The following is a 26,471-nucleotide window of genomic DNA, read 5'->3' as shown; positions in this document are numbered from 1 at the left end:
GCTGCGTCAATAACGCCAGAAGGCCGGGGTGAGCAGCACCAGTACGGTCAGGATTTCCAGGCGGCCGAGCAGCATCATCACCGACAGGAGATAGAGCGCCGGATCGCTGAGCGTCGAGAAATTGCCGACCGGGCCGATGATCGAGCCGATGCCGGGGCCGACATTCGACAGGCAGGTCAAAACGCCGGACAGCGATGTCAGGATATCGTAGCCGAGCATCGTCATGCCGAGACTGCCGACCACCCAGAGAAACAGGAACAGGCTGACGAACAGGAAAACGCCGCGTTGGGTTTCGGCATCGATCGTCATCGCGCCGTAACGCACCGGATAGATGGCGCTCGGATAGATGAGCTTGTTCAGGCCGGCCCGCGCACTGTTGAACATCACCACGAAACGATAGGCCTTGATGCCGCCGGCGGTCGAGCCCGAGCAGCCGCCCATGAACGTCGCGAAAAAGGCGAGCATGATCGCGAAGGGACCCCAAAGCGTATAGTCGTCGCTGGCAAAACCGCCGGTCGAAAGGATCGAGGACATGTTGAAGAAGGAGTGGATCAGCGCATAATCCAGTTCCACGCCGTTGCGCAGATGATTGTACACGCCGAGCGCGATCGAAAACCCGCAGAGATAGCCGAGGAATACAATGATCTGCGGATCACGCAGCGTATCCATCCGGCCGCGCATGGCGAGCAGGATCAGCACCGAGAATGGTAGGCTGCAGATGGTCAGGAACACAGTGCCGAAAATCAGGATGGCCTGGTTATCCTTGAAATAACCGAAAGACGCATCGTGCGTCGAGAAGCCTGCGGTGGCGACCGTCGACAGCGCATGGTTCAGCGCATCAAAATGATTCATCCCGGCCATGTCGTAGGCGACAGTGCAGGCGATCGTCAGCAGGATATAGACGGCGAGAAACGCACGGGTGAAGCTCGCAAGTCGGGCAAAGGGCTTATCGTTGGTCTCCGATGATTCGAGCTTGAAGATCGAGGCGCCGCCGACTTTCAGGAACGGCAGCACGAAAAGCCCGAGGCCGACGATGCCGATGCCGCCGAGCCAGGTGAGCAGCGATCGCCAGAGCAGGATGCCCGGCGGTTGGCTGTCGAGCCCGACCATCACGGTCGAACCGGTCGTGGTAATGCCGGATACCGATTCGAACAGCGCCTGGGCAAACGTCGTCGGATATTCCGCGAGGTAAAGCGGAATGGCGCCGACCACCGAGAACATGATCCACAGGACATTGACCAGCAGGAAACCGAGGCGCTTGTTGAAGACCGGCGGCTCGCCGCGGGTGGCGAGTGCGGCACCTGCCGAAAAGCCGCCGACCATGAAGCCGGACATGGCGAAGACCTGCCAGTCGGGATGACCGTAATAAAGGTCTATCAGCGCCGGAATGAACATCGCAGCGGAAAGATAGAGCGCCGAAAGCGCCGTGATGTAGATGACCGAGCGAAAGAGGCTGGCGTTCAAAAAGTCATCCTTGCTGCGCTGGGCCTGTTGTGGTGGTCCTGTTGCGGTGCGACGGAAAGATATTTGTCACCACCCCTTCGCCTATGGCATAGCGGGGCCGTTCTTTGATTTCAATGGATGACCGAAGTGACCGAAGCAGGCGTAAGTAAAGCCGGAGTGGACGAAGCCAAGGCGGCGATGCGGGAAATTTTCCCCGAAACGCCGCTGCAGATGAACGAGCATCTCAGCCGCCGTTATGGCGCCGACATCTGGTTGAAGCGCGAAGATCTTTCGCCGGTGCGCTCCTACAAGATCCGCGGGGCGTTCAATTTCTTCCGCAAGGCGATCGCGGCTGGTGCAAAAGACCGGACCTTCGTCTGCGCTTCCGCCGGCAATCATGCGCAGGGTTTTGCCTTCGTTTGCCGCCATTTCGAAGTGCCGGGCGTCGTCTTCATGCCGGTCACCACGCCGCAGCAGAAGATCGACAAGACCCGCATGTTCGGCGGCAAGTTCATCACCATCAGGCTGATCGGCGATATTTTCGACCAGTGCTATGCGGCGGCCCGCAAGCATGTGGAAGAGACCGGCGGCATGATGGTGCCGCCCTTCGACGACCGTGACATCATCGAGGGCCAGGCGACAGTGGCGGCCGAGATCGTCGACCAGTTGCCGGAAGGCGTAATCCCCGATCTCGTCATCCTGCCGGTCGGCGGCGGTGGCCTGTCCTCCGGCACGACCGGTTATCTGAAAGACGTCGTGGCGCCCGAAAACTTCATCTTCACCGAGCCGGAAGGCGCTCCGAGCCTGAAGAAAAGCCTGCTCGCCGGCGAACCGATCACGCTCGCAAAACTCGACAATTTCGTCGACGGGGCGGCGGTGGCGCGCATCGGCGACCTGAATTTCGCGGCGCTGAAGACGTTCTCAGCCGATCAGGTCATGCTGATGCCGGAAAATGCCATCTGCGTGACGATCACCGAAATGCTGAATGTCGAAGGCGTCGTGCTGGAACCGGCCGGCGCGCTGTCGATCACCGTGCTCGAGGCTTTGGGCCGAGAAAAGCTCGCCGGCAAGACGGTGGTCTGCGTCGTCTCGGGCGGCAATTTCGATTTCGAGCGCCTGCCGGACGTCAAGGAACGCGCCATGCGGTATGCCGGGGTGAAGAAATACTTCATCCTGCGCCTGCCGCAGCGCCCCGGCGCCCTGCGCGATTTTCTCAACCTGCTCGGCCCGGACGATGATATCGCCCGTTTCGAATACCTGAAGAAATCGGCCCGCAATTTCGGCTCGATCCTGATCGGCATTGAAACGGCGAACCCGGAGAATTTCGCAGGCCTCGTCGAACGTTTCGAGACGGCCGGCCTCGGCTATGAGGATATTACCGAGAACGAGATTCTCGCCAATCTGGTCATCTGACGCCAAGCGTCGATTTCAGCCAGCTGATTGTGCGGTCGGCCAGAGCGCCGGTCGTGCCGGGAGACATGATGTCGCCGGCAATCACGTGATTGCTGGGATCGTCCGTTTTGCCGGCGTCGAAGATCTCGTGTGGGCCGCCCCAGCGGCCGGCGACGTCGCGCACCTTGTCGGGCCTGACGATATGGTCCAGCGACGAATAGACGAAGAGGGCAGGCGTTCGGACCTGCTCGACCGGGCCGTTGACCGACAGCTTCACCAGCGCCGCCATCGGCAGAAGCGCGCTGGTCGGATATTGCGTCGTCCAATGCGCAGCATGTCCCTCGTTATACGGCGCGAAACTGCGTGTCGGGCCGATCAGCAGGCGTGAGAGCTGCGGTGCGATCGGCGTCGTCAGCAGGAAGGCGCCAAAGCTGTTGATGCCGTAATTCGGTGAGAAGAACACGGCGGCGGAGACGCGCGGCGCGATCTTCGGGTCGGCAAGCGCCAGTGTCGCGAGCGAGCCGCCGGTCGATGTGCCCATCAGGATGACGCGTTCGCCCAATGCCTCGCCGATGGCGAGTGCTTCGGAAAAGTCCGCCAGCCAGTCTTCCAACCGCGCTTCGCCCATCGCCTCGCTGCTGCGGCCATGGCCCGCAAGCCGGGTGAAGAACAGGTTGGCGCCGAGTGCGGCGGCGACCTTGTCGGGCAGGGGGCGCAACTCTTCCCCCGATGCCGAAAAGCCATGCAGGTAGACGATCGAGAACGGCGTCTTCGCCTTGGTTGCCGGATCGGCCCAGAGGATGAGTTTCGCATCGCCCGGCCGGATATCCGGATAGCGGCGTTCGCTGGCGGCGAGATAGGCATCAAGGTCGGTGCCGAGATTTGCCTTGTCGAAAACCGGAAATCCTTCAGGCGGCATGCGTGGTCCTTGGGTGAGGAGAAAGCCGGTGCCGATTATCAACACCAGCAAGGCGTAAAGGATGAGCCGCCACGAAAACGATATCCTCCGCATTTGGATCTCCGTGAAAATAGCACGTAGTCGCATATTGAAGGTGAAGTGGTACCACGCACTCCCATCTTCCCCCTTGCGGGGAAGATGTCAGCGGAGCAGACAGATGGGGGTGGTTCAGCATATTCTATGTTGGGTTTGTGGCACCACCCCCATCTGTCGCCTCTGGCGACATCTTCCCCGCAAGGGGGAAGAAACGGAGATCGCGGCACCGCCGTGCTCTCCTTCCACTGCCTCCACACCTCGATCGCGAGAATAAAGGCATTTCACGTCACAAAAAATCTACCGACCACATATCACCGGCTTCGCCGTCCGAGCGCAAAACCCGCGCCGCTCCACTTCCGGCTTTGTCTTCTCGATCACATTCGTCCAGACCAGCCCGGGAAAGCCGTCCGGCACCAGATCCCACGCAGCAGCATCGTCGATACCGGCGCTGCCGCTATCGCCGGTCTCGAACGGGCCGAGCAGCACGACATCCGATCCGGCTGCTTGCATTCGCCCATAAAAGCGCTGCGGCCATCCCCAAAGCAGGAAGGCATAATTTGCCGGCACCGGCACCAGACCGCCGCGACAGGCTTCCGGCACATAACCGCTCCAGCCAAACGCCAGATAATTGAGAAGGCAGGATTTGGCGGAAGACGCCGAATAACCCGGCAGATCGCTGATCAGAGACATGCTTTTTTCCGTCGGCCGGTCGCCGCCGTAAACGCCAAAGGTTACGTTACGGAAGGCAGGTTGATCGTTGACGAGTGCCGCCAGTGCCTCGCCTTCTTCCACCCGCCGGCTTTTGAAATTGACGAGGAAACGACCCTGCGGCAGCGCCTGATAAACCTCGGGCAGGGTCGGCATCAACCCGACGCCCTTGCCGCGAAAAGGGAAAGTCCTGCCGCCATCAGCCGTATATCCGTAACCGATGTCGAGCGTCTTCAACACGCTCATCCGCGTTAGCTCGGTCACGCCCTTGGCCTCAGTGCGGCAGTCGAGCGTCCAGTCGTGGAAGACGGCGAACTGCCTATCCGGGGTCAGGTGAACGTCGAGTTCGACGATATCCGCACCCGCATCGAAGGCTGCCTTCATGCCGGCGATCGTGTTTTCCAGATAGGGATGGGTAGACGGGAAAATCCGGCTCGCCGTGCAGGTGTCGTTTGCAAGGTCGGTCCGGTCGAAGATCTGGTGCTGGCCGCGATGGGCGATGATCCTCAACGCCCGGTCCTCTGGAAAGTGCGAAAACATCGCCGTATTGCCGATCCACAGGGCACCGATCGCGGCAACGGGCAGGGCAGCGACGATTTTCCATTTCATGCGAAATCTCCCGGATCGGTCGGATATCTCCTCAGACGTTCGATCGCGTCTTTTCCTTGGCCGCCCCGCTTCCGGCCTACAAAGGAATATGCTAGTCAGCCGCCATGGCTTCGTTCTTGTCCAATATCCTGTCGATGTTCTCCGGTGGCGCAAAGTCCGCCGAGGCTCCCGCGTCCAAGGTAGAATCGGTGGAGTATGCCGGCTGCCTCATCCATCCGGCACCGATCCGCGAAGGCAGCCAGTTCCGGCTGGCAGGCCGTATCGAGAAGGATGTGAACGGCGAGATCCTGGAACGCACCTTCGTGCGTGCCGATGTCTTCACGTCGATGGAAGACGCGGTGGAATACACGGTCAAGAAGGCCCAGCAGATCATCGACCAGAATGGCGCATCGCTGTTCTCCGACGGTGCCAAGTCCCGCAACGCATAATCTGTTCCGTATTGTGAACAAAATTGCGATCAACACTCAAAATTAAGGGCTGCACCCTAGAGTAGGCCGCTGTACCAGTGGTCTTTTAGCGGTCGGCTTAATGCGATCACGCCATTTATATTGGATGCGTTTCAGTGGCTTAGGGCTTTTTGCCTGGCTTGCGCCGCATTACGCTTTCGCCGATGACGCCGTGTCGAGCACGTCGCGTCTGGATATGACGTGGGTTCTCGTCGCGGCCGGTCTGGTGATGCTGATGCAGGTCGGTTTCCTCCTGCTCGAAGCCGGCATGGTGCGATCGAAAAATTCCATCAACGTCGCCCAGAAGAACCTTCTCGATTTCGTCTTCGGCGTGGTGGCCTTTGCCGCCGTCGGCTTCATGCTTGCCTTCGGCCGATCGGGCGGATTGCCCTTCGGCACGCAGGGCGACTTCTATTTCCTGCGCAATATTGATCCCTGGCAGTCGGCGTTTTTCGTCTTCCAGGTAATGTTCTGCGGCACCGCCGCGACGATCGTCTCCGGCGCGGTGGCAGAGCGCATGAAGCTGCCGGCCTATGTGTTCGGTTCGCTGGTGATGTCGGGCCTCATCTACCCGGTCTTCGTCCACTGGGTCTGGGGTGCCGCCCTGTTCGAAAACGGCACCGCCATCCTGGCCCAGATGGGCTTTGTCGATTTTGCCGGATCCACGGTCGTGCATTCGACCGGCGGATGGGTGGCGCTGGCCGCCTGCATGGTCATCGGCCCGCGTATCGGCCGGTTCAACGCGGACGGTACGGCGGTGCGGATCGCCGGCCATAGCCCTGTCCTGTCGACGACGGGCGCTCTTCTGCTGTTCATCGGCTGGATCGGCTTCAACGGCGGCTCGACCCTTTCGGCCTCCGAAAGCATTGCGCCGATCATCATGAACACCGTGCTTGCCGGCGGCATGGGCACCTGCGTGGGATATATCATCGGTTTTTATCAGGATGGCGTGATTCTGCCGGAAAAGGCCAATTCCGGCATGCTCGGCGGCCTCGTCGCGGTGACGGCCGGCTGCCATATCCTTGATCCTGCCAATGCGCTGATCATCGGCGCGATCGGCGGGGCAGTAGCGATCTTCGGAAATGCCTTCGTCGAAAAGCGGCTGAAGATCGATGACGCGGTCGGTGCGATCGGCGTGCATGCCTTTGCCGGCGTTGCCGGAACCCTGCTTCTGGCGCTGCTGGCCCCGGTCGAGCTTCTGCCGGCCGGCGGCCGACTGGCGCAGCTACATGTGCAATTGGTCGGCGTGGGCATCAATTTCTACTGGTCCTTCGGCCTGGGCTACGCCTTCTTCTGGAGCCTCGACCGGCTGATGCGCATCCGCGTTTCCGCCAAGGATGAGGAGGAGGGCTTGAACATCGCCGAACACGCGACCCGTCTCGGTGTCGGCCATGTGGAGAATGCGATTTCCGATCTTCTGGATGGCAATGCCGACCTGACCAAGCGGCTGCCGGTCGTCAACGGCGACGAGGCGGAGAAGCTGACCGGCCTGTTCAATCGCCTGATGGACAATGTCGAGGCGGAGGAGCGTAATCGCGGCGAACTGGTGCAGATGCGGCGCGACCACGAAGAGGCCGAGCGCGTCGCCGCGATCGCAAACTCCACTTTCGAGGCGATCGTCATGCATCGCGACGGCCTGATCGTCGATGGCAACGAGCAACTTGTGAAGCTGGTCGGTTATCCGATGGACCATCTGATCGGCAAGCCGATCTTCGATTTTCTCGACAAGGACGACCGGGAAATCATCGCCAAGATGATGACGGACGACGACGGTCGTTCCTATGAAATCCGCGTACAGACCGCCGTCGGCGAGTGGATTCCGGTTCAGGCGCGCGGCCGGTACATGACCTATCGGGGCGAAATCGTACGCGTCGGTTGCCTGGTCGACCTGCGCGAGCGCAAGGCAGCCGAAGGCCGGATGCGGCATCTCGCCATGCATGATTCCCTGACGGGCCTGCCCAACCGCACCCTGTTTGCCGAGCGGCTGACGGACCTCGTGGCGCGTTCGGCAGAGGTGAGCAGCGGCGTGGTCATGGTCGATCTCGACCGTTTCAAGGATATCAACGACATTCACGGCCACCAGGCCGGCGATACGGTGATCCGCGAGGCGGCTAACCGCCTGAAATCCGAGGCTGGTCCTCAGAACATCGTCGCCCGTCTCGGCGGCGACGAGTTTGCGGTGATCTTCACCTATGCCGCGACGGCGGAACAGCTTGAAGATTTCGGCAGCCGCGTCCTGGCGGTGATGGCTGCGCCGATCGATATCGGTCACGGCGAGCAGGTCAATATCAGCGTCAGCATCGGCGGCGCGCTCTGCCCGGAACATGCGACCGACATGGATGCGCTGATCGGCTGTGCCGACGTGGCGCTTTATCACGCCAAGAATGCCGGGCGTAATGCCTGCCGGATGTTCAAGCATGGCATGAACGATCTGATCGAGAAGCGCCGTGCGCTCGAGGTCGATCTGGAGATCGCCCTTCAGCGCGAAGAATTCGAGCTTTACCTCCAGCCGCGCGTCGATGCGGAGAATGGCGACATTATCGGTTATGAGGCGCTATTACGCTGGAACCATCCGAAGCGCGGCATGATCAGCCCCGGCGACTTCATCCCCGTCGCGGAAGCGTCCGGAAAGATCATCCGGCTCGGCGAATGGGTGCTGGCCGAGGCCTGCCGCCTTCTCGAGCGCGTCGAAGGGCATATCAGCGTCAATGTCAGCCCGCTGCAGTTCCGCCGCGCAGATTTCGTCGCCGACCTTGCCTCGCTGTTAAAGACGACAGGCGCCGATCCACACCGCCTCGAGCTGGAGATTACCGAAGGCGTGCTGATCGAGGACGACCGGCGTGCGGTGCAGATCCTCAATGACTTGAAGGGAATGGGCTTCCAGATCGCGCTTGACGATTTCGGCACCGGTTATTCGTCGCTGAGTTATCTGAGCCGTTATCCCTTCGACACGATCAAGATCGATCGCAGCTTCGTCAACAATATCGGTATCGTGGAAAATGCCCAGGTGATCGTGCGCACCATCATCGAGCTCGGCACGGGGCTTGGCATGAAGATCGTCGCGGAAGGCGTCGAGACGACGGAACAGGCGCTTTTCCTGGCGCATGCCGGCTGCGACGAACTGCAGGGCTTCCTTCTCGGCCGGCCGAGCAAGGTGTCCGACATCCTTCGCGAGATCGACCCGACGATTGCCACCCAGCTGCGCAACATGCCGAAGAAACTGCCGGAAATTCAGGATTACGCGGCCTATGACGGCGACTTCGAGCCGTTGCAACAGCATGCATAATCGAGATAATGCCGCACGCCGGGAGAATCGCTGAAACACCAGCCGCTACAGGAATGTAACGGCTTCGAGATTGAAGACGGATCGCAATGCACTGGTTCAATCTTGATCTGTTTTTGTGCGAAGCCGCCATCTACTTTGCGGTGATGACGACGTTCCTGCATTTCCGGCGTCAGCTGGGTCTCGGCGTGTTTTTGACCGCGCTCGGCGTCATGCATTTCATGGAAACCTATCTGGCGGCGGTCTTCTACATCCAGCTGCCGTTCGGCACGGTGTCGCCCGGTTCCTCGGTCTTTTTTGCCGGCAAGCTGATGATGATCCTGCTCCTTTATCTCAAGGAGGATGCGGCTACCGTTCGCCAGCCGATCTACGGGCTTTTCCTCGGCAACCTCTTGACCGTCGGCATCGCGCAGATCCTGCATGCCCACCAGCTCGTCGTGCTGCCGGGCGGCCGGCCGGCGGATATGGCTTTCCTCAACGAGATGGGCTGGCTGATGGTCTGGGGCACGGCGCTGCTCTATATCGACGCGATCGGCATCATCCTGCTCTACGAGCGGATCGGCAAAATCCTGCGTGGCCATGTGGTCATCCGCTTCGCCTTGAGCGGGCTATTGATGCTGACCTTCGACCAGATCGGCTTCTATAGCGCGTTGCATTTCCTGTTCGATGCGCCGCCCTCCGTGTTTTTCGGTGGTCTCTACGCCAAGCTGCTCGCGGTTCTCATCTATTCGGTCATGTTTGCGATCTATCTGCGCATCGACCATATCCCGCGCCGGGCCAAGTCGGGCCGCGAGATCACCGATATCTTCAACGACCTGACCTTTCGCGAGCGCTATCAGGCTCTCCTGGCGCGCACCGGCATCGACGGACTGACAGGGGTGTTCGACCGCAGCAGGCTGGAGGCGGATGCGCCGAAACTGATCCGCGAATGTATCGACCAGCATCGCTGCATCAGCCTCGTTATCGTCGATGCCGACAATTTCAAGGAAGTGAATGACCTGTTTGGCCACCTGAGGGGCGATCAGGTGCTGAAGGATGTCGCGTCGCGCCTGCAGATCGGCTCGCGACCGAGCGACCATCTCTCCCGCTTCGGCGGCGAGGAATTCGTGCTGCTTTTGCCGAACACGGATCACGACGGCGCCCTCGCTTTGGCGGAACGGGCCAGGCTGAATGTCCGCCGCTACGTCATCCGGCCGGATGGGCGTCCGGTCACCGTATCGATGGGTATCGCGACGGCACCGGAGGATGGCCAGACGCTCGACCTGCTGCTGGCCCGCGCCGACGAGCGGCTGTACCGCGCAAAAAGCGACGGCCGGGACAATGTCCACGGCCGTCTCGGCAGGTTCGTCGGGCCTCTGGCAGGGGCAGGGGGAAGTTAGGCCGCCAGAGCGAGCTGCCGGTTACGCTGCTGGGCGCTGGCAATCGCCTTTTCAGCGGCTTCCGGACCGAAGGCCAGGCCTTCGACGTAAACCACTTCGACATCGGTCATGCCCAGGAAGCCAAGCACGGTGGTGAGGTATGGCACGGCATGGTTCATGCCGGCTGCCGGGCCTTCGGAATAGACGCCACCCGATGCCATCACCACATAGACCTTCTTGCCGGTGGCGAGGCCCTTCGGGCCTTCGGCCGTGTAGCTGAAGGTCTGGCCGGCGCGAGCGATATTGTCGATCCAGCTCTTCAGCGTCGAATAGATGTTGAAGTTGATGAGGCCGGTGCCGATGATCACGGTATCGGCGGCCAGCAGTTCGGCAACCAGCTTGTCGGAATAGTCGGCTGCTGCGGCTTCTTCCGGGTTGCGGTCGGCCGGAGCCTTGCGGATTGCCGAGGTGGTGACGCTGTCCAGATGCGGGATCGGGTTGACGCCGAGGTCGCGGTGGATGATCGAGGTGCCGTTGTCGCGGGCGCTGAGGCTGTTGGCGAGGTCATGGGCGACCTTCGAGGAAAGCGATTCATCGCCGCGCGGGCTGGAAGTGACGAGAAGGATGGAGGACATGCTATTTTCCTTGTCTGGAGATCTTGGATTTTGTTGGAACGGTGGATCCCGTTCGCCTCGAGACAGAACATAGGCATGGACCTCCATCGATAAAACTGAGATAATCTAGAAGCTATCTATCGAAAATTTGGATGACCCCTCATGGATGCCAATCCGACCCTCGACCAGCTGCAGGTCTTTCTCGCCGTTGCCGAAACCGGCAGCTTTTCGGCCGCCTCGCGCGTGCTGAACCGGGCGCAATCGGTGGTGAGCTACACGATCGGCAATCTGGAGGCCCAGCTCGAAGTGCCGCTGTTCGAACGCAGCGGTGCCCGCCAGCCGAGGCTGACCGAAGCCGGAAAGGCGTTGCTCACCGATGCCCGGCGCATCGTCGCCGACCTGCAGGTCATGCGGGCGAGGGCAAAGAGCATCAGGCAGGGGCTGGAGGCGGAGTTGTCGCTGGCGCTCAGCGTCATGGTGCCGGTCGAAGCCGTGGTTGCCGAACTGCGCGAATTCCGCGAACTGTTTCCGAGTGTCCAGCTGAACCTCAATGTCGGTGAACTCGGCATGGTGATGGACATGGTGCTCTCCGGCAAAGCCGATATCGGCATCGGCGGCGCGTTGCTGCGCCAGGACGACGCCTTGACGGCGGAAAAGGTCGGTTACTCCTTCATGATCCCCGTCGCAGCACCGGACCATCCGCTGGCAAGGATCGAACGGCCGCTGAGCATGGCGGATGTGCGCGAAGAGGTGCAGATGGTCGTCACAGACCAGTCGGGCCTCACCAACGGCCGCGATTTCAATGTTCTTTCCTACAAGACCTGGCGGATCAGCGACATTTCGACCAAGCACGAGATGATCCGCGGCGGTCTTGGCTGGGGCGGTCTGCCGGCCTCCGTCGCCGGCAAGGACATCATGAGCGGCCAGCTTGTGGCGCTCAATCTGCCAGCCTATGAGCAGAGCGAATATCCGCTTTATGCCATGTCCAAGACCTCGAGCCCGCCGGGACCTGCCGGGCAGTGGTTGGTGGACGCCTTCAAGCGCCGCCTCTCGACCTGCCCGAGCCATGGCGATTTCAAGCTGATGCTGGGCCTGGAAGAGCCGCATTCGCTGCCGGCCGCGGCGGAGTAACCGGCCTCAGAGCAATTCCAGCAAAGTGTGAAGCGGTTTTGCGTTCGCAATTGCGCAAAGGAAAAGTCCAGAGCCATTTCGCGATTCGAAGAAAGCGGAACGGTCCTAGAGCCAGTCGATCCGCTTCAATATCCATAGGGTGAAAGCGGAGATGACCACGACCAGGCCGACGATGATGATGAAGGCCCAGGTATCGTCGACACCCGGAATGCCGCCGACATTCATGCCGAACAGGCCGGCGACGACGCTGGGCGGCAGGAGCAGCGCCGCGAGCGCCGCAAGCCGGTTCGAATTGCGGGCGATCCGCTCACCGATCACCGTCGAAAGGTCGTCATGCAGAATGCCGGTCCGGTCGCGGATCGCATCGAGATATTCGATGAAGCGCATCAGCTTGTCGATCACCTCGCGCAGGCGCAGCTTGTCGCGTTCCTTCAACCAGGGCGCATCGTCATGTTCGATCCGGTTCAGGGCATCGCGCTGCGGCGCCATATAGCGGCGCAGCTGCACGGCGCGGCGGCGAAGCAGCTTCAGTCGCAGGCGAACCTCGCTCGCTTCGCCCTTGAAGATCAGGTCGTCCAGCTCGTCGACTTCCTCGTCCATGCCGTCGAGCACCGGTTCGAGGTCGCGCACCAGCTTGTCGCTGACGAGAGCCAGCAATTCACCGGCCTTTTTCGGACCTTTGCCATTCTCAAGCGCCAGCCGGATATCGCGCAGCGCGGTGATATAGTGGCCGCTGTCGCGCAATGTCACCAGCCGGTGTTCGTCGATCCAGATATGCAGAGGCACGAGATCAAGATCGTCCGGCGCTTCGGTGACGTCCTCCGGTGGCGCGGCGCAGAGCCCACGCAGGATGATCAGCAGCCCGTCGTCGATCGGCTCGACACGTGGCCGGGAATCTTCTGCCAGCAGCGCTTCGGCGACCAGCGGATCGAACCCGCCATCATTGTTGACCCAGTTCGCAGCAGCCGGATGGTCGCGCTCGAAATGCAGCCAGACGACGCCGTCCTCCGGCTTCCAGCTGCAGGCCTCGGCAATGTTCAGCGTCCGGCAGCCGCCGTGACCGTCGAGGACGACGGCGAAACGCAGGCCCGGTTCGTCGCCATAGATGAGCGCGGTTTTGGTCTTCTCGAGCATGGGCGTTCTCCTCACGCCATATTCCGTAAATTTTATCAGCAAATCGTTAGTCGGCGAAGCATGATTATGATGGCAATAAGCTGCGAGTTGACGGCATCGCCGGCTTCGTTGTAAGAGCAGCCACGGTCTGCAGTTCACCGAGGCGTTGCCGTCCCGCAAGGGAAGCTAAACCTGCTATCCAAAAAGATGATCAGCACTTATCCTGTGCCGAAGTCGAAAGCCGGCGACCACCGACACCCAACTCCGGGAACGGCACGTTCGAGGATAAGACATGCCGAGATCCATCTTTCCGATGGCGATCGCCGATCTGTCGGCCTTTGCCAAATCCATCCGCACTGAAATCGACAAGCTCGACCACAAGCCGAGCCATCTGGAGATGCTTAATCTCCTGGCCCGCGCCGCCGGTTACCGCAACTACCAGCACTTTCGTGCCGCCGGGAAGACTGAAGAGGTCCTTGCGACCTGGAGCGTCGCCGCCGCGCCCGAGCCGATGCCTGACGAGAAGCGGGTGCTGCATACGCTGCGCGTCTTCGACCGTGAGGGCAAGCTCGTCCGCTGGCCGACCAAGCGCTCGCAGCAGGAGCTTTGCCTCTGGTTCCTCTGGTCGAAAATCCCGCGTGGCCGAAGCTTCTCCGAACGCGAGATCAGCGAGTTCCTGAACGGCCTGCATCACTTCGGCGATGCCGCACTTCTGCGCCGCGACATGGTCGACCTGGCGCTGATGCAGCGCAAGCGCGACGGCAGCGACTATCGCCGCATCGAGAAGAAGCCGCCGCCGGAACTGAAGTTGCTGCTGTCGCGGATTGGCGGCGCTGTCGCCAAGGCAGCATGAGGCGCCGATGAACCTGTCCTTCAAAATCGGTGCGGGCGGCATGGTCATGCCCGCACCCTCTATCACCCGGACCACCGCCGGCCCGATCCAGCATATCGATGCGGGGCAGGGCGAGGCCCTGTTGTCATTGCATGGTGGCCTGGGTGGTTTCGACCAATCCTGGCTCCTGGCACGCGCGCTGTTTCCCAAGCCGGAGCCCTGGCGTTTTCTGGCGCTGTCACGGCCGGGATATCTAGGCACGCCGCTCGCGATCGGCCGGACGCCGGAAGAGCAGGCGGATGCCTATGCCGCCTTGCTGGACAGGCTCGGCATCGAACGGGCGGTCGTCGCCGGTCTTTCTGCCGGCGGGCCGTCCGCCATTCACTTCGCTGCGCGGCATCCCGACCGTTGCAAGGCATTGATCCTGTTCTCCGCAGTCACCGCCAGTCTCGATATTCCGCCCCACGTATTGCGGCGTCTCCGGATGGTGACGTGGCTGATGGCGATCCCCGGCATGCAGAACTGGCTCCGGCGAAAGGTTCAGCGCGACCCGAAGGAGACGGCGAGATGGTCGATCAGCGACCCCGCGCTGGCGGCAAGGGTGCTCGCCGATCCGCAGGCCGGCGATCTTTTTCTGGCATTTCAGGAACGCGTTGCCGAAGAGATCAAGCGGCGCCTGCCGGGGATGATCAACGATGTCGGTCTGTTCCGCGACCTGCCGGATTTGCCTTTGGGCGAGGTTCGGCAACCGGTTCTGGTGGTGCATGGCACGGCCGACCCGGTCGTGCCGTTCGGCCATGCGGAGCGGGCGATGGCGGCCATCCCGCATGCAAGGTTTTGCCGGATCGAAGGCGGTGAGCACGCCGCGCTTTTTACGCACCTTGATCGGGTCCGGGCCGCGGCCTCTTCGTTTCTCGCGGATATCTGATCGGGTAGCCTAAAGCTCCACCGTACCCTTGATACAGGTCACCACATCCCCGCCGATCCAGATGTCGTCGCCGACTTTGTCCACATATACGCGCCCGGCGCGGCCGAGAACCGTGCCCTGGGCGGCGACATAGCTTTCAGGCGCAATACCGGTGCCGATCAGCCATTGGGCAAGGCCTGCATTGAGGCTGCCGGTGACCGGGTCTTCATAACCGTTGCGGGTAAAGGCGCGGACCTCGAATACGGCCTCAGTGCCGTCCTGAGCCGGATCGAAGCGCCCGACAAGGCCGACCCGTGCGCCGGCAAGCGCGGCATAATCCGGTTTGACGGCGAGCACATCGGCGCGCGAGGGCAGGCGGACACCGATCCAGTCCGGCCCGTTTTCGCACCAGTTGGCATCTTCGATCAGATTGGCCGGCAGGCTGAGGGCCTTGGCGATGCGCTCCACCAGCGCCGGATCGACCGGGCCGCTACGCTTGAGCGGCGGCGCTGCAAACGCAAGCCGGTCGCCATCGCGGCGGATGCGGACGAGGCCCGCGCCGCATTCCTGCACGATATCTCCGGTTGGCGACGTCTGTTGCTGCGAGAGCCACACATGCGCGCTGCCGAGCGTCGGGTGACCGGCAAACGGCAATTCTTGGCTCGGCGTGAAGATCCGGACCCGATAGCTCGCCTTCGGATCTGTCGGCTCGAGCAGGAAGGTCGTTTCGCTGAGATTGGTCCAATTGGCGAAGGACTGCATCTGCGCATCGCTCAGGCCATCGGCACCCACCACGACGGCCAGCGGATTGCCGCGCATCGGCTGGCGGGAGAAGACGTCGACCTGCTGGAAGGGGAATGTGGGCATGATGGATCAATCCGCGATTTAAAATGGAAAACAGAAAGCGAGCCGGTGCAGCATACTCCCTTCTTCCCCCTTGCGGGGAAGATGTCGCCAGCGGCGACAGACGGGGGTGGTTCAGCAAATTCAAGTCGGGTTCGTGGCACCACCCCCATCTGTCAGCTCTGCTGACATCTTCCCCGCAAGGGGGAAGAAGGGAGCTCGGTGCACCGTCTACACTGATTTGGCGGCAGCCTTGCAGCTGCCGTCTCTCATCGGTGATTTCAGCTCAAAGCACCAGCCTGAACTTCGCGAACCCGTTCTCGCCATCACCGGCATCTTCGATCTTGGCGCCCTTGACCGCCGAGGCGAACTGGCGGGCTTTCGGGCCGGTTTCGAAGATCGCGGTCGTGCCCGGCAGCGGCTTGAACGTCCAGTTGGCGTCGGCCGACGGGTTGATCGTGCCCTGGGCGACGATATAGCGGACGATGACGTCGCGGTTGGTGTCGGGTGCCACGAAGATCACCTTGTCGGCGGCGATTTCCGGGAAGTTGCCGCCGCCGCCGGCGCGATAATTGTTGGTGACGACCACGAACTTCTGGGCCGGATCGATCGGCTTGCCGTTGAACTGCAGATTGACGATGCGGTTGGAGTCCGCGTTCACCACCTTGCCGTTCTTGTCGAAGCGTGTCGGCTGCGACAGGTCGATCTGGTAGGTCACGCCGTCGATGACGTCGTAGTTATAGGACGGGAAATCGTTGTTGAGCAGCGGCGCGTCCTTGGCGCCGGCCTCGACCTTGTTGAACATGCCGGCCGACATTTCCAGCCAGTTCTTGACCTGCGCGCCGGTGATGACCACGGCCTGCACCGTGTTCGGATAGAGGTAAAGATCGGCGACGTTCTTGATGGCGATATCGCCGGCCGGCACATCAGTGAAATAGTCCGCGCCGCCACGGCCGCCGGCCTTGAAGGGCGCCGCGGCCGACAGAACCGGAAGGTCCTTGTACTGGCCTTCCTTCAGCATGTCCTTGATGTACCAGGTCTGCGCGTTGGAAACGATCTGCACCGACGGATCGTCGGCGACCAGCGAGAAATAGGAGTAGAGCGGCGCCGAAGTCTTGCCGACCGCGCGGCGGACATAGGCGAGCGTCGCTTCATGTTCCGCCTTGGCGGCGGCCACCACTTCCGGCTTGTCCTTGACATCGGCGACGACCTTCTTGGCCTCGTCGCGATGGTAGATCGGCCGGGCTTCGGAGGTGAAGTCGACCACCTTCCACTTGTTGCCGTCCTTTTCAACCAAGAGGTCGATCAGGCCCATATGCGAGCCCCAGAAGCCGCCCATGACGGCCGGCTTGCCTTGCAGCGTGCCCTTCTTGGTATCGGCGCCCTTGACGCCGTCGAAATCCTTGGAGTTCGGGAAGACCAGATGCTGGTGGCCGGTAAAGACCGCATCGATGCCCGGAACGCCCGCCACATAAAGCGAGGCGTTCTCCATCCCGTCCGTCTGGCTGCCGCCGTCGATGCCGGAATGGGAGAGCGCGATGACGACATCGGCGCCCTGTTCCTTCATCACCGGCACCCAGGCCTTGGCAGCATCGACGATGTCGCGGGTCTGCGCCTTGCCTTCGAGGTTCTTACTGTCCCACACCATGATCTGCGGCGGCACGAAGCCGATGAAGCCGACCTTGATCGTGCTCTCGGCACCAGAGCCGTCCTTGATCTTCTTTTCGACGATCACGAAGGGCTTGAAGAACAACTCGTCCTTCTTCGGGTCGGAGGCAAGCTTGCCCTTGGTCAGGTTGGCGCAGACGATCGGGTAGTTCGCGCCGTTCAGGGTCTTGAACATGAAGTCCAGACCGTAGTTGAATTCGTGGTTGCCCAGCGTGCCGACATCGTAACCCAGCGTGTTCATCGCGTTGATGACCGGATGCTTGTCGCCATCCTTCATGCCGCGCTCATAGGCGATGTAATCGCCCATCGGATTGCCCTGCAGCACGTCGCCATTGTCGATCAGCATCGAGTTGCCGGCTTCGGCGCGGATGGAATCGATGATCGAGGCGGTGCGCGAAAGGCCCATCGTGTCGTTCGGCTTGTCGGCGTAATAGTCGTAGGGGAAGACGTTGACGTGAATATCCGTGGTTTCCATGATGCGCAGATGCGCCTGGTTGGCAGCGGCGCGCGCCGCGAACGGATGCAGCATCACGAGGGCCGAGGAGGCGGCAATGCCTCCGAGCAGCGAACGGCGGGTCATGGGTTGAAAACCGGCTAGAAACGACATGAACATTCTCCCTCAGGTCTTTTGCTAGAGCGAGCTTATGCCTAATTGCACAGGCTTGCATCAGTAAAATGACAGTTTCAAAATGCGTTTTGACGACAATATTTTCGTTTGAATTTCAAAAGCTTGCTTCTTCCTCGCTGACCAGTCGGATGCCGTGTGCCTGAAGCGCCGCCAACAGATTTTTTGCAGGCTTGCTGTTTTCCAGCCCGCTGATTGATTTGAGGTTCGGCAGAAGCTCCAGATCGTCGATCGCTCCCTTTTTCACCGGAATGGCATCGTCGCCGGCGCCTGGATCCCAGAACGGATAGAGGTGTTCGATGAAGGCCGGCCCGCCATCCAGCCCGCTTGACTGGTGAAGCGTCTCGACCTTGGCAAGCAGGTCGTCGCCGATCGCAAGGTCGCGGAAATATTGCTGCACTTCCGGAATGATCGCATAACCGTCGCTTTCGACGGAAATCTCCCGCTTCTCGTATTCCTTAGCGAACTCATGCACGTCGAATTTCGGCTGGAGCAGGTTCTGCCGGTACATCAGTTCCTCGATCACCAGTAGTTTCAGCCCGAAATCCTTGAAACGGTTGCCGGCCCGGCCGGGCATCGGAAACTTCTTTCTCTGGGTTTCTTTAGCCGCTGCGGCGGCGTCGAGCACGTCCTGCACGGAGGCCTTCTCGGATTTCGGCAGGCGTTTGACGACGGCCTGCATGATGGCCCGCGTGGTCGCCGAGACGCCGATGCGTTTGAACGCCTTGACGTTGCGTTTCTGCAGCCAGCGATCGAAACCGGTCTCGATCAGATTGAGCTCCGCTTCCGCTTCGCCGAGGCTTTCCTCGTAATTCTGCTTGCGCTGCGCCGCAGACATGCCGAGAGAACCTTCGATCGGCTTGGCAAGCATGTTTCTATAGGCATTGACCGTGCCGCGCACTTCACTGGCGGCCTCCTCCTGTGTCATCGGCGCGATGTGCAGGGGTTTGAGTATGGCCGCATTGACGAAGGCGCGTACGGTTTCGACCGGCCAGTCCTCGATATCGGCCATGACCGCCGTCAGGATCGCCTTGCCGTTCTTGTGGGTAAACCTGTTCCGGTCCGCGTAATAACCGAGCATGTCGAGAAACAGGCTTTCCATTTGACTGGAATTGCCGTCGTTTCCATCCGGAAGATGTAGGCGGATCAGACTGGCCATTTCCTCCACCGCCTGCGGATGGTTTTCCAGCATATGCAGGATGATGCCGTTTTCCTGATTGGGAAAAGCGCGGAAGAACCGGGGAATATAAGGCGTCACCGTCGCTTCGAGCGCTCTTCCGGTTTCGCCGAATGTCGTGTGGAAGCGATAAAGCAGGATCATGCCGCCGACAATATCGCCCCAGCAGCCGGTATCGAGCCTTAGATGCCGCTCGGTTATACGGTCGTCCGCAAGCTGCAGGCCGTGTTCGATTAGTGCCAGATGTTCTTCACCGTGGCCCGCAAGCAGCTCCTGCGCGGCTGTCTTGGTGACATGCCGTTCGAGATAGCCCGATCCGGCGAAGGTGATGATGAACTTGTAGCCCTGAAGGTCGTCGAGCGCATCCGGTGCCGGATCGAGACCGGGCACGCCACGCCGGGCCATCATTGCTTTCACGGTCTCGAAATAGAGCGAATAGAGCCGGCCGACGGGGCCGGCATCGTCCTGCAGCAGGTTTTTCCAGATATCGCGCGTGCCGCGCACCGCGTCATAATTATCCGGTTCCGCAGCAAACAATTGCTGCAGGCTCTCTTCAAAATTCATAGGCAATATCTCCCGTCCTTGTCCGGTCCGCAGCCGGACTTAGGGCGGGAGGTACATGGAAGTCAGGGGCGCACGGGCAAAAAATCCGGCGGCCGAATCCGTCAGCGCGCCAGGCCTGCCGGCACATCCTTGTGGAAGAAACGGAAATAGGAGGAGACCTGCGCCCAAGCGTTGCTGTTGACGTTGAACTGCACGCCAAGACGCCCGCTGCGGCGCCATTTGACGGTGCCTTCCAGAATGCCGAGTTCTTCGCTTTCCACCTTGACCGGGCTGCCGTCGGCGGCATCCAGAACGCGCCCGCCGAGATCAAGCGCCAGGCCCTTCGGCGAAATGTCGGTGACGCGGCCTTCGACGATCTGGTTGAAATACCGGACCTTGCCGAGAATGCGCGTTTTCCGGCGCTCGGCTCCGCGTGTCTTGATCCGGCCATTGGGAGTGCTGGTCATGTTTTTGGTCCCTCGTTGTTCCCTTGTAAGACACCGTACACAACAGCCATTGAGATCCCTTTAGAGCGATCGGTAAAAAACGACATTTCCGGGTAAGGTCTTTAGCCGGCTTTGACAAAAAGATCGGAGCGGCTACGCATAGGCGGTCGGGGGTGAGGCCTGGCCACGGACATATCGCCGTCGCAAAAACGCTCCGACAGCGCAGCCGACCAGAAGGGGACCGGTCCGGAATTCCATGAGCACTTTCGTCGTCATGCTGGCGCTCTGTGCCGCCATTCTTCATGCCAGCTGGAACGCCTTCCTGCGGTCGGGCGCCGACCGTTTATGGACCATGACAGTCATGACATTGGCGATGACCATCGTGGCAGTTCCGGTGGCCTTGTTCCTGCCACTGCCGGCGCAGGCATCCTGGCCCTATCTTGCCGCCTCGGCGCTCTTCCAGATCGTCTATGGCCTTCTTCTCGTCGCCGCTTACCGACATGGCGAGTTGGGACAGGTCTACCCGATCATCCGCGGCAGCGCGCCGCTTCTGGTCACCCTCGGCGGCCTCTTGTTCATGGGGCAGGTTCTGCTGCCGCTCACCATGGCCGGCGTTCTGCTCGTGGTCATCGGCATCATGCTTCTGTCGCTCGGCAAGGGCAGGGCGTCGGTCAGTTCCATGGGGTTCGCGCTAGCAACCGGCGTCTCGATCGCCGGATATTCGACGATCGATGCGATCGGTATCCGGCTTTCGGGCAATACTGCCGCATACATCACCTGGGTTTTCCTGCTGCCCGGCATCCTGATGGGGATCACATTCATCGCCATGCGTGGCGCAATCCATATCGATCTGCGGGCACGCGAAACCTGGAAAGCATCCGCCGGCGGCATGGTCTCGCTGCTTTCCTATGGCGCGGTGCTGATCGCCTATTCCATGGCGCCCGCCGGCCCGGTCTCGGCGCTGCGCGAAACCAGCGTCGTTTTCGCAGTGCTGATCGGCCGGCTTTTCCTCGGCGAAACGCTATCCGCAAAGCGCATCGCCGCCTGTATCGTGGTCGCCGCCGGCGCGATCCTTATCGGCATTTCATAATCCCACATTCGGCCGGTCGATGATCTCGCGCAGCGCGAAGCTGGAATTGATCTTCACCACATGCGGCAGGGCGGAGAGCCAGTCGCGGTGGATGCGCTCGTAGTCTTCCAGATCCTTGGCTGCGACGCGCAGGATATAATCGTATTCGCCCGACATCAGGTAACAGACCAGAATGTTCGGACAGAGCTTCACCGCCGCCTCGAATTCCGTCAGCGTCTTGGCGAACTGGCCCGATAGCGAGATGTGGACGATCACCATCATCTTGTAGTCGAGCGCCTTGTTGGAAAGACGCGCATGATAACCGCTGATCGTGCCGTTCTTTTCGAGGATGTCGAGCCGCCGCGAACAGGCGGAAGGCGACAGGCCTATCCGCTCTGCAAGCTCCGCATTGGAGATGCGGCCGTCGTCCTGCAATGTCCGCATGATCGCAAGATCAATGGCATCCAGGTTGCTCATTCGATGATCCTTCGAAAATTTTCAAGATGACGCAATAATCTTCGAAAACTCGCTTTTCGGCAATTCCTCTTCGCAAGGACATGCAATCGATTCTCTGCTTTTCTATCGGCGGGAACATTGACTGGCGAAAGCCGCAACTGAGAGGAACGCTGAATGCGTGTCGGATGCCCGAAGGAAATCAAAAACCATGAATACCGTGTGGGCCTGACGCCCGGCGCGGTGCGTGAATATGTGGCCCACGGCCACGAGGTCCTGATCGAGACCAAGGCTGGCGCCGGCATCGGTGCCGATGATGCCGCCTATATCGCCGCCGGCGCCAGGATCGTCGGTTCGGCCAAGGAAATCTTCGAGAAGTCCGACATGGTCGTGAAGGTCAAGGAACCGCAGCCGGCCGAGTGGGCGCAACTGCGCGAAGGCCAGCTTCTTTACACCTATCTTCACCTTGCTCCGGATCCGGAACAGACCAAGGGCCTTCTCGCCTCAGGCGTTACCGCTGTCGCCTATGAGACCGTCACCGACGAGCGCGGCGGCCTGCCGCTGCTGGCACCGATGTCGGAAGTTGCCGGACGCCTTGCCATCCAGGCCGGCGCGACCGCGCTCCAGAAGGCACATGGCGGCCGTGGCATCCTGCTCGGCGGCGTTCCGGGCGTTCTGCCGGCCAAGGTTGCCGTTATCGGCGGCGGTGTCGTCGGCCTGCATGCGGCTCGCATGGCAGTCGGCCTCGGCGCTGACGTCTCCATCATCGACCGCTCGCTGCCGCGCCTGCGCCAGCTCGACGATATCTTCAACGGCCGTGTCCACACCCGTTATTCGACGATCGACGCGCTGGAAGAAGAAGTCTTCTCCGCCGATCTCGTCATCGGCGCCGTGCTGATCCCGGGTGCCGCCGCGCCGAAATTAGTGAGCCGTGAAATGCTGTCGGGCATGAAGCAGGGCGCGGTCATGGTCGACGTCGCGATCGACCAGGGCGGTTGCTTCGAGACCTCGCATGCGACGACGCATTCCGAGCCCACCTATGAAGTCGACGGCATCGTGCATTATTGCGTCGCCAACATGCCTGGCGCCGTGCCGGTCACCTCCGCACATGCGCTGAACAACGCGACCCTGCAGCACGGTCTGGCACTCGCCGACCGCGGCCTGCGGGCGATTGCGGAAGACAAGCACCTGCGCAACGGCCTCAACGTCCACAAGGGCCGCGTCACCAATCGGCCGGTTGCGGAAGCTCTGGGCTATGAGGCATTCGCGCCGGAGAGCTTGCTGAACGTGGCCTGATTTGAATGAAAAGAAGATGGCCGGAGGGCCATCTTCGTCAGTTCGGCTTCGACACCTTGCGTCCCTTGATGCCGAATATCACGTCACTTTCGCCATAGGTGGACACTTCCTTCCCAAGTTCGAAGCTGAATATGCTGGCGCTCTTGTCGATAGACAGGAGCGACTGTTCCGTGACATCGACCTTGTCCGCCGTTGCGACTGCGGTGACCACATAATAGGGCCTGTTTCGAGGCAATACCTCACTACGGCATTTGCGTGCCAGATTGGCAAGGATATACGCTGCTGTATCTCCATCGCCCGTAGCTGCCTTCACCTCGTCGATCTTGTAACCCGTGACTTTAATTTTCTTATAAGGGAAGCCTGCACGAAGTCCTATAACATCGGCATGAATGCTGCCCCTAATATTGTCTTCGACAATTTTGTTTGAAAAGTTTGTAGTCTCTGGTTTTAGCGTTTGAAGGCTCGTCTGCTTCTTAAAGTCGTCTTCGCAGATCCCGAACACTTCCCCGTTTGGTTTGACGTGAAAAATCCGCCCTGGGGTGAATGTCTTTCCCGGCACCAGATTTGTGTAAATGGCGCCACTGCCGAGAGCCTTGCTCGCAGCTGTCCGTGAAATGAGTATATTCTCAGGAGGGAATGGATCGGATGTTTCACAACCGTTGCAGACGACGAGTATCGACGTAACAGCCAATATAGAGCTTAATTTCATTCGGAATCCCCCGTTCTGATAATAGGGGATTCATAGGAAAATCCGCAAAGGTGTAAACTAACCGTAAGCAATCGTGGATTGCATTATGCGTTGTCGCTTGGTTTTAAAAAGATATGATTTAGATATATCGAACATCTTGACGAAGCAGTTTCTTCGACTATCTTTAGATATATCGAAAGACAGTCTGAGGAGACAAAAATGTTTGGACACAAATTTGAAGGCCGCCATGGTTGTGGCGAGCGTAATAGCCGTCGTGGCTTCGAGGAAATGTTTGCCGCCCGTGGCGGCCCGTTCGGCGGCGGTTTCGGTCGTGGCTTCGGTGGCCGCGGCGGACGTGATGGTCGCGGCTTCGGCGATGACGGCGACGGCCGGATCGGTCGTTTCCTGATGCAGGGCGATCTTCGCCTTGTCGTGCTGGCCCTGATCGAGAAGGAGCCGCGCCACGGCTACGAGATCATCAAGCACATCGAAGACCTGACCTACGGCTTCTATGCGCCGAGCCCCGGCGTCATCTATCCGACGCTCACCTATCTCGAAGAAGCGGGCTATGTGACAGCCGAAGCCGACGGCAACAAGAAGCGTTACGCGATCACCGAAGAAGGCCGGAAGTATCTTGAGGAAAACCGCAGCTTTGCGGCGACCATCCTCGACCGGCTCTCGCAGTTCGCCGAGCGCATAAAGCAGAAGCAGGAGCGCCACGAGCGTGGCCGCGACCACGGTCCGGACCTGCCGCGCAGCGTCGATGCGGCCTTCTTCAATCTTCGCGAGGTGATCGCCCGCAAGCTGGAAGAAGACGAGAAGAAGGGTGGCGAGATCGTCCGCCAGCTTCTCGATTTCGCCGAGCAGCTGGAGCGGGAAAACAGCCAGAACTGAGGGCCTCCAGCCTCAGCTCAAAAAGCGCACCGGCGACAAGCCGGTGCGCTTTTGCGTTCAGATTAGCTCTTGTTTTCAGATCGCCAGGGCTGCTTCGGCAAACACCGGAGCTTCCACCTTGTCGATCCGGCACTGGTAGCAATTGTTGCGGGCCGAGCGGACATGCACATAGGCGATATCCGCCCGGGCAAGCAGCTCCTCGGCGCGGGCCGCAATCTTCTCGGTCAATGTCACCGCGCCGCTGCCGTAAACGATCCGGTCGTCCGCGCCGTAGCCGCGCACGATATATTCCGGGCTCGACAGGACCGGCGGCAGGATCTCTTCCGCCGCATAACGACGGCAATCCGTCTTGTGCAGGAAGATCGGCCCGGTTTCCGCATAGGGCTGAAGTTCGGGGAAGGGGCGGTAGGCCAACACCAGCACATCCTCGCCGGCATCGATATTCTTCAGGCAATGGCGGCAGGGATATCCCGGGCCGTTCGAAACCCTGGTTTCCGGCAGTCTTCCATAAGCGTCGGCGCCACCGTTGCGAAGATGTTCGACATCCGAGGTGGGCAGGGCGATGAAAGCGATGGTCATGGGTGGATCTCCTCTGTTTCTGCAGAAGAGATGCGCGCAAAGCAGGGGCGCAGCCACCCGATACTTGCGCTATCTGCGCCTGTCGAATTCGAACGCCGCAAATATTTCGAACTGTGCCGCCCAGAGCGCCAGATAAGCGCCGAGTTCGATGATCTCCTCGACATTCTGTGCCGAATCCTTGTCGATCGGCAGCCGGAAACCGAGATTGCCTTCCGCAATGCTGGACACGATCATCGCGAAGGTCACCAGCCCCAGCGAGAACCACGGCGCCCGGCCTTGGCGCAAAAGCTGGAGACCGAGTTCTGCCAGCCGCTTCCAGACGATGATGCCGATGCTGAAGGCGATCAGCAGCAACACGACCGGCGTGATGATCGGCTTGTAGGGAAGATGGTTGACCGAGAAGGCCGGTCCATGCGCCGACATGCCCGTCGGCGGCAGGAAAACCGCGCCGAAACTGAACTCGCGGGCGATCAGCACGAACCACAGCGGAATGCCGGCAAGCCAGAGCCATTTCGACCGCTCGTCGGCACGGCGATACAGCACGACGGCGTGGATCAGGCCGAAGATCAGCATCGCGGCCTGGGTATTCTCGACGGGCTGGTTTTCCCAACCCCACCAGCCCGGCAGAGCCATGCCGAGTGGAAAGCCGATGACGATCAGCAGAATGGAAAGGATTTTGAGGATTTTGGCGGCGAACGGCCGCGGAAAGGCTTGCGTATTCATCGTGTGACGGTTCTATGACCGGCATCGGCGCGCAGCAAGCCCGCGCCGATCAGTTATTGTTGATCGCTGTCCACAAGAATTAGCCGTCCAGCGCCTTGAGAAGTTCCGCATCGGTCATCGGCGGTACCAGCGCCTCGTAGGTCGACACAGGCGAGAAGCCCATCATCTGGTAAAGCTGCAGGGCGCGCGGGTGATCGAGCGTATTGGTGGTGACCGTCACCTTTTTCGGATTGCTCTGCCAGGCGGCGTAAAGCGCCTGCAGCAGGAACCATTTGCCGATGCCGAGCCCGATCGCGCGTTCGAACAGTCCGAAATAGGAGAGTTCGACGGTGTCTTCGCTCTCCTGCAGCAACTCGAAGAACCCGGCCGGCGCGCCGTTGACGTAAAGCACGGTCACCGAAACGCGCGGATCGTGAATGGTCTTGGCCAGTTCCTCGTCGCTCAATCTCAACCGCTTGTACCAGTGCCAGCGCTTGCCGACCTGCCGGTAGAGATAGCGGTAATAATGCAGCGGGATTTCCGGTGCGCGGATGATCGCCGTCTGGATGTTGACAGGCACCGGAAGGCTCGCCTTGGGCGGCGCGGTCATTTCCAGCTGGGTGACGTGAGCCTTGAGCGGAGGCTTTTTCGCCATGAG

Annotated in this window: 24 protein-coding genes; 10 read left to right on the top strand and 14 right to left on the bottom strand. The window is 60.6% G+C overall.

Translation table 11 applies throughout. From position 1 onward, the window contains the following. Positions 1–6: 6 nt before the first annotated feature. A complete protein-coding gene (locus KX729_RS02115; protein ID WP_219740783.1) occupies positions 7–1,464 on the bottom strand; it encodes a TrkH family potassium uptake protein in 1,458 nt (485 codons plus the stop codon). A 117-nt stretch (positions 1,465–1,581) separates the two neighbouring features. On the opposite strand from KX729_RS02115, the gene ilvA reads away from it, so the two are divergent. Continuing rightward, positions 1,582–2,856 carry a threonine ammonia-lyase gene (gene ilvA / locus KX729_RS02110; protein WP_219740782.1) on the top strand — a complete coding sequence of 425 codons (1,275 nt, stop codon included), beginning with the start codon at positions 1,582–1,584 and terminating at the stop codon, positions 2,854–2,856. On the opposite strand, the gene KX729_RS02105 is transcribed toward ilvA, so the two are convergent. Then, positions 2,849–3,847: an alpha/beta hydrolase gene (locus KX729_RS02105; protein ID WP_219740781.1), complete on the bottom strand. Its 999-nt coding sequence runs from the start codon at positions 3,845–3,847 to the stop codon at positions 2,849–2,851. The genes ilvA and KX729_RS02105 overlap by 8 nt on opposite strands. A gap of 279 nt (positions 3,848–4,126) precedes the next feature. Then, positions 4,127–5,146 carry a glycerophosphodiester phosphodiesterase family protein gene (locus tag KX729_RS02100; RefSeq protein WP_219740780.1) on the bottom strand — a complete coding sequence of 340 codons (1,020 nt, stop codon included), beginning with the start codon at positions 5,144–5,146 and terminating at the stop codon, positions 4,127–4,129. A 104-nt stretch (positions 5,147–5,250) separates the two neighbouring features. On the opposite strand from KX729_RS02100, the gene KX729_RS02095 reads away from it, so the two are divergent. The 3 genes from KX729_RS02095 (at position 5,251) to KX729_RS02085 (ending at position 10,254) form a co-directional block, all read left to right on the top strand. After that, complete coding sequence (locus KX729_RS02095; protein ID WP_219740779.1) at positions 5,251–5,574, top strand: HlyU family transcriptional regulator; 324 nt, start codon at positions 5,251–5,253, stop codon at positions 5,572–5,574. 190 nt (positions 5,575–5,764) lie between these two features. Beyond that, complete coding sequence (gene amt, locus KX729_RS02090) at positions 5,765–8,878, top strand: ammonium transporter (RefSeq protein ID WP_312990537.1); 3,114 nt, start codon at positions 5,765–5,767, stop codon at positions 8,876–8,878. Between the two features lie 86 nt (positions 8,879–8,964). Beyond that, the gene (locus tag KX729_RS02085; RefSeq protein WP_219740777.1) at positions 8,965–10,254 is read left to right on the top strand and encodes a GGDEF domain-containing protein; all 1,290 of its coding nucleotides are present in this window, start codon (positions 8,965–8,967) and stop codon (positions 10,252–10,254) included. On the opposite strand, the gene KX729_RS02080 is transcribed toward KX729_RS02085, so the two are convergent. Next, on the bottom strand, positions 10,251–10,868 hold the full coding sequence (locus KX729_RS02080) for an FMN-dependent NADH-azoreductase (protein WP_219740776.1): 618 nt from the start codon (positions 10,866–10,868) through the stop codon (positions 10,251–10,253). The two genes, KX729_RS02085 and KX729_RS02080, sit on opposite strands and share 4 nt — an antisense overlap. A 141-nt stretch (positions 10,869–11,009) precedes the next feature. Here KX729_RS02080 and KX729_RS02075 point away from each other — a divergent pair, with 141 nt between their 5' ends. Further along, positions 11,010–11,978, top strand: coding sequence for a LysR family transcriptional regulator (locus KX729_RS02075; RefSeq protein WP_219740775.1), 969 nt, complete (start codon positions 11,010–11,012; stop codon positions 11,976–11,978). A 105-nt stretch (positions 11,979–12,083) separates the two neighbouring features. Here KX729_RS02075 and KX729_RS02070 read toward each other — a convergent pair whose 3' ends face one another. Then, positions 12,084–13,112 carry a CorA family divalent cation transporter gene (locus tag KX729_RS02070; protein ID WP_219740774.1) on the bottom strand — a complete coding sequence of 343 codons (1,029 nt, stop codon included), beginning with the start codon at positions 13,110–13,112 and terminating at the stop codon, positions 12,084–12,086. A 271-nt stretch (positions 13,113–13,383) separates the two neighbouring features. Between KX729_RS02070 and KX729_RS02065 the strand changes: the two genes are divergently transcribed. Together KX729_RS02065 and KX729_RS02060 are read left to right on the top strand one after the other, a co-directional pair. Continuing rightward, on the top strand, positions 13,384–13,944 hold the full coding sequence (locus KX729_RS02065) for a DUF2087 domain-containing protein (RefSeq protein ID WP_219740773.1): 561 nt from the start codon (positions 13,384–13,386) through the stop codon (positions 13,942–13,944). A 7-nt stretch (positions 13,945–13,951) separates the two neighbouring features. Next, a complete protein-coding gene (locus tag KX729_RS02060) occupies positions 13,952–14,851 on the top strand; it encodes an alpha/beta fold hydrolase (RefSeq protein WP_219740772.1) in 900 nt (299 codons plus the stop codon). Between the two features lie 9 nt (positions 14,852–14,860). On the opposite strand, the gene KX729_RS02055 is transcribed toward KX729_RS02060, so the two are convergent. From KX729_RS02055 to KX729_RS02040, 4 genes are all read right to left on the bottom strand, one after another. Further along, on the bottom strand, positions 14,861–15,697 hold the full coding sequence (locus tag KX729_RS02055; RefSeq protein ID WP_219740771.1) for a PhzF family protein: 837 nt from the start codon (positions 15,695–15,697) through the stop codon (positions 14,861–14,863). A 262-nt stretch (positions 15,698–15,959) separates the two neighbouring features. Next, positions 15,960–17,948 (bottom strand): bifunctional 2',3'-cyclic-nucleotide 2'-phosphodiesterase/3'-nucleotidase, encoded by a 1,989-nt coding sequence (locus KX729_RS02050; protein ID WP_219740770.1) that lies wholly within the window; start codon positions 17,946–17,948, stop codon positions 15,960–15,962. 115 nt (positions 17,949–18,063) lie between these two features. Further along, complete coding sequence (locus KX729_RS02045) at positions 18,064–19,707, bottom strand: DUF6892 domain-containing protein (RefSeq protein ID WP_219740769.1); 1,644 nt, start codon at positions 19,705–19,707, stop codon at positions 18,064–18,066. 101 nt (positions 19,708–19,808) lie between these two features. After that, positions 19,809–20,153, bottom strand: coding sequence for a PilZ domain-containing protein (locus tag KX729_RS02040; RefSeq protein ID WP_219740768.1), 345 nt, complete (start codon positions 20,151–20,153; stop codon positions 19,809–19,811). Positions 20,154–20,388: 235 nt separating this feature from the next. Between KX729_RS02040 and KX729_RS02035 the strand changes: the two genes are divergently transcribed. Next, on the top strand, positions 20,389–21,222 hold the full coding sequence (locus KX729_RS02035) for an EamA family transporter (protein WP_219740767.1): 834 nt from the start codon (positions 20,389–20,391) through the stop codon (positions 21,220–21,222). Here the strand turns inward: KX729_RS02035 and KX729_RS02030 are convergent. Continuing rightward, positions 21,217–21,678 (bottom strand): Lrp/AsnC family transcriptional regulator, encoded by a 462-nt coding sequence (locus KX729_RS02030; protein WP_219740766.1) that lies wholly within the window; start codon positions 21,676–21,678, stop codon positions 21,217–21,219. The genes KX729_RS02035 and KX729_RS02030 overlap by 6 nt on opposite strands. 153 nt (positions 21,679–21,831) lie before the next feature. Here KX729_RS02030 and ald point away from each other — a divergent pair, with 153 nt between their 5' ends. After that, on the top strand, positions 21,832–22,950 hold the full coding sequence (gene ald / locus KX729_RS02025) for an alanine dehydrogenase (RefSeq protein WP_219740765.1): 1,119 nt from the start codon (positions 21,832–21,834) through the stop codon (positions 22,948–22,950). Between the two features lie 37 nt (positions 22,951–22,987). On the opposite strand, the gene KX729_RS02020 is transcribed toward ald, so the two are convergent. Beyond that, positions 22,988–23,659, bottom strand: coding sequence for a hypothetical protein (locus tag KX729_RS02020; RefSeq protein WP_219740764.1), 672 nt, complete (start codon positions 23,657–23,659; stop codon positions 22,988–22,990). Positions 23,660–23,857: 198 nt separating this feature from the next. Here KX729_RS02020 and KX729_RS02015 point away from each other — a divergent pair, with 198 nt between their 5' ends. Then, positions 23,858–24,532 carry a PadR family transcriptional regulator gene (locus tag KX729_RS02015; RefSeq protein ID WP_219740763.1) on the top strand — a complete coding sequence of 225 codons (675 nt, stop codon included), beginning with the start codon at positions 23,858–23,860 and terminating at the stop codon, positions 24,530–24,532. A 75-nt stretch (positions 24,533–24,607) separates the two neighbouring features. Here the strand turns inward: KX729_RS02015 and KX729_RS02010 are convergent, their stop codons facing one another. From KX729_RS02010 to KX729_RS02000, 3 genes are all read right to left on the bottom strand, one after another. Next, positions 24,608–25,111 (bottom strand): DUF1203 domain-containing protein, encoded by a 504-nt coding sequence (locus KX729_RS02010; RefSeq protein WP_219740762.1) that lies wholly within the window; start codon positions 25,109–25,111, stop codon positions 24,608–24,610. Between the two features lie 69 nt (positions 25,112–25,180). Next, positions 25,181–25,834 (bottom strand): hypothetical protein, encoded by a 654-nt coding sequence (locus tag KX729_RS02005; protein ID WP_219740761.1) that lies wholly within the window; start codon positions 25,832–25,834, stop codon positions 25,181–25,183. 79 nt (positions 25,835–25,913) lie between these two features. Then, the gene (locus KX729_RS02000; RefSeq protein WP_219740760.1) at positions 25,914–26,468 is read right to left on the bottom strand and encodes a GNAT family N-acetyltransferase; all 555 of its coding nucleotides are present in this window, start codon (positions 26,466–26,468) and stop codon (positions 25,914–25,916) included. Positions 26,469–26,471 lie beyond the last annotated feature (3 nt).

Source organism: Neorhizobium populisoli (assembly GCF_019430945.1).
Classification (GTDB): Bacteria; Pseudomonadota; Alphaproteobacteria; order Rhizobiales; family Rhizobiaceae; genus Neorhizobium; species Neorhizobium populisoli.
This window is presented reverse-complemented; position numbering and strand designations above follow the sequence as displayed.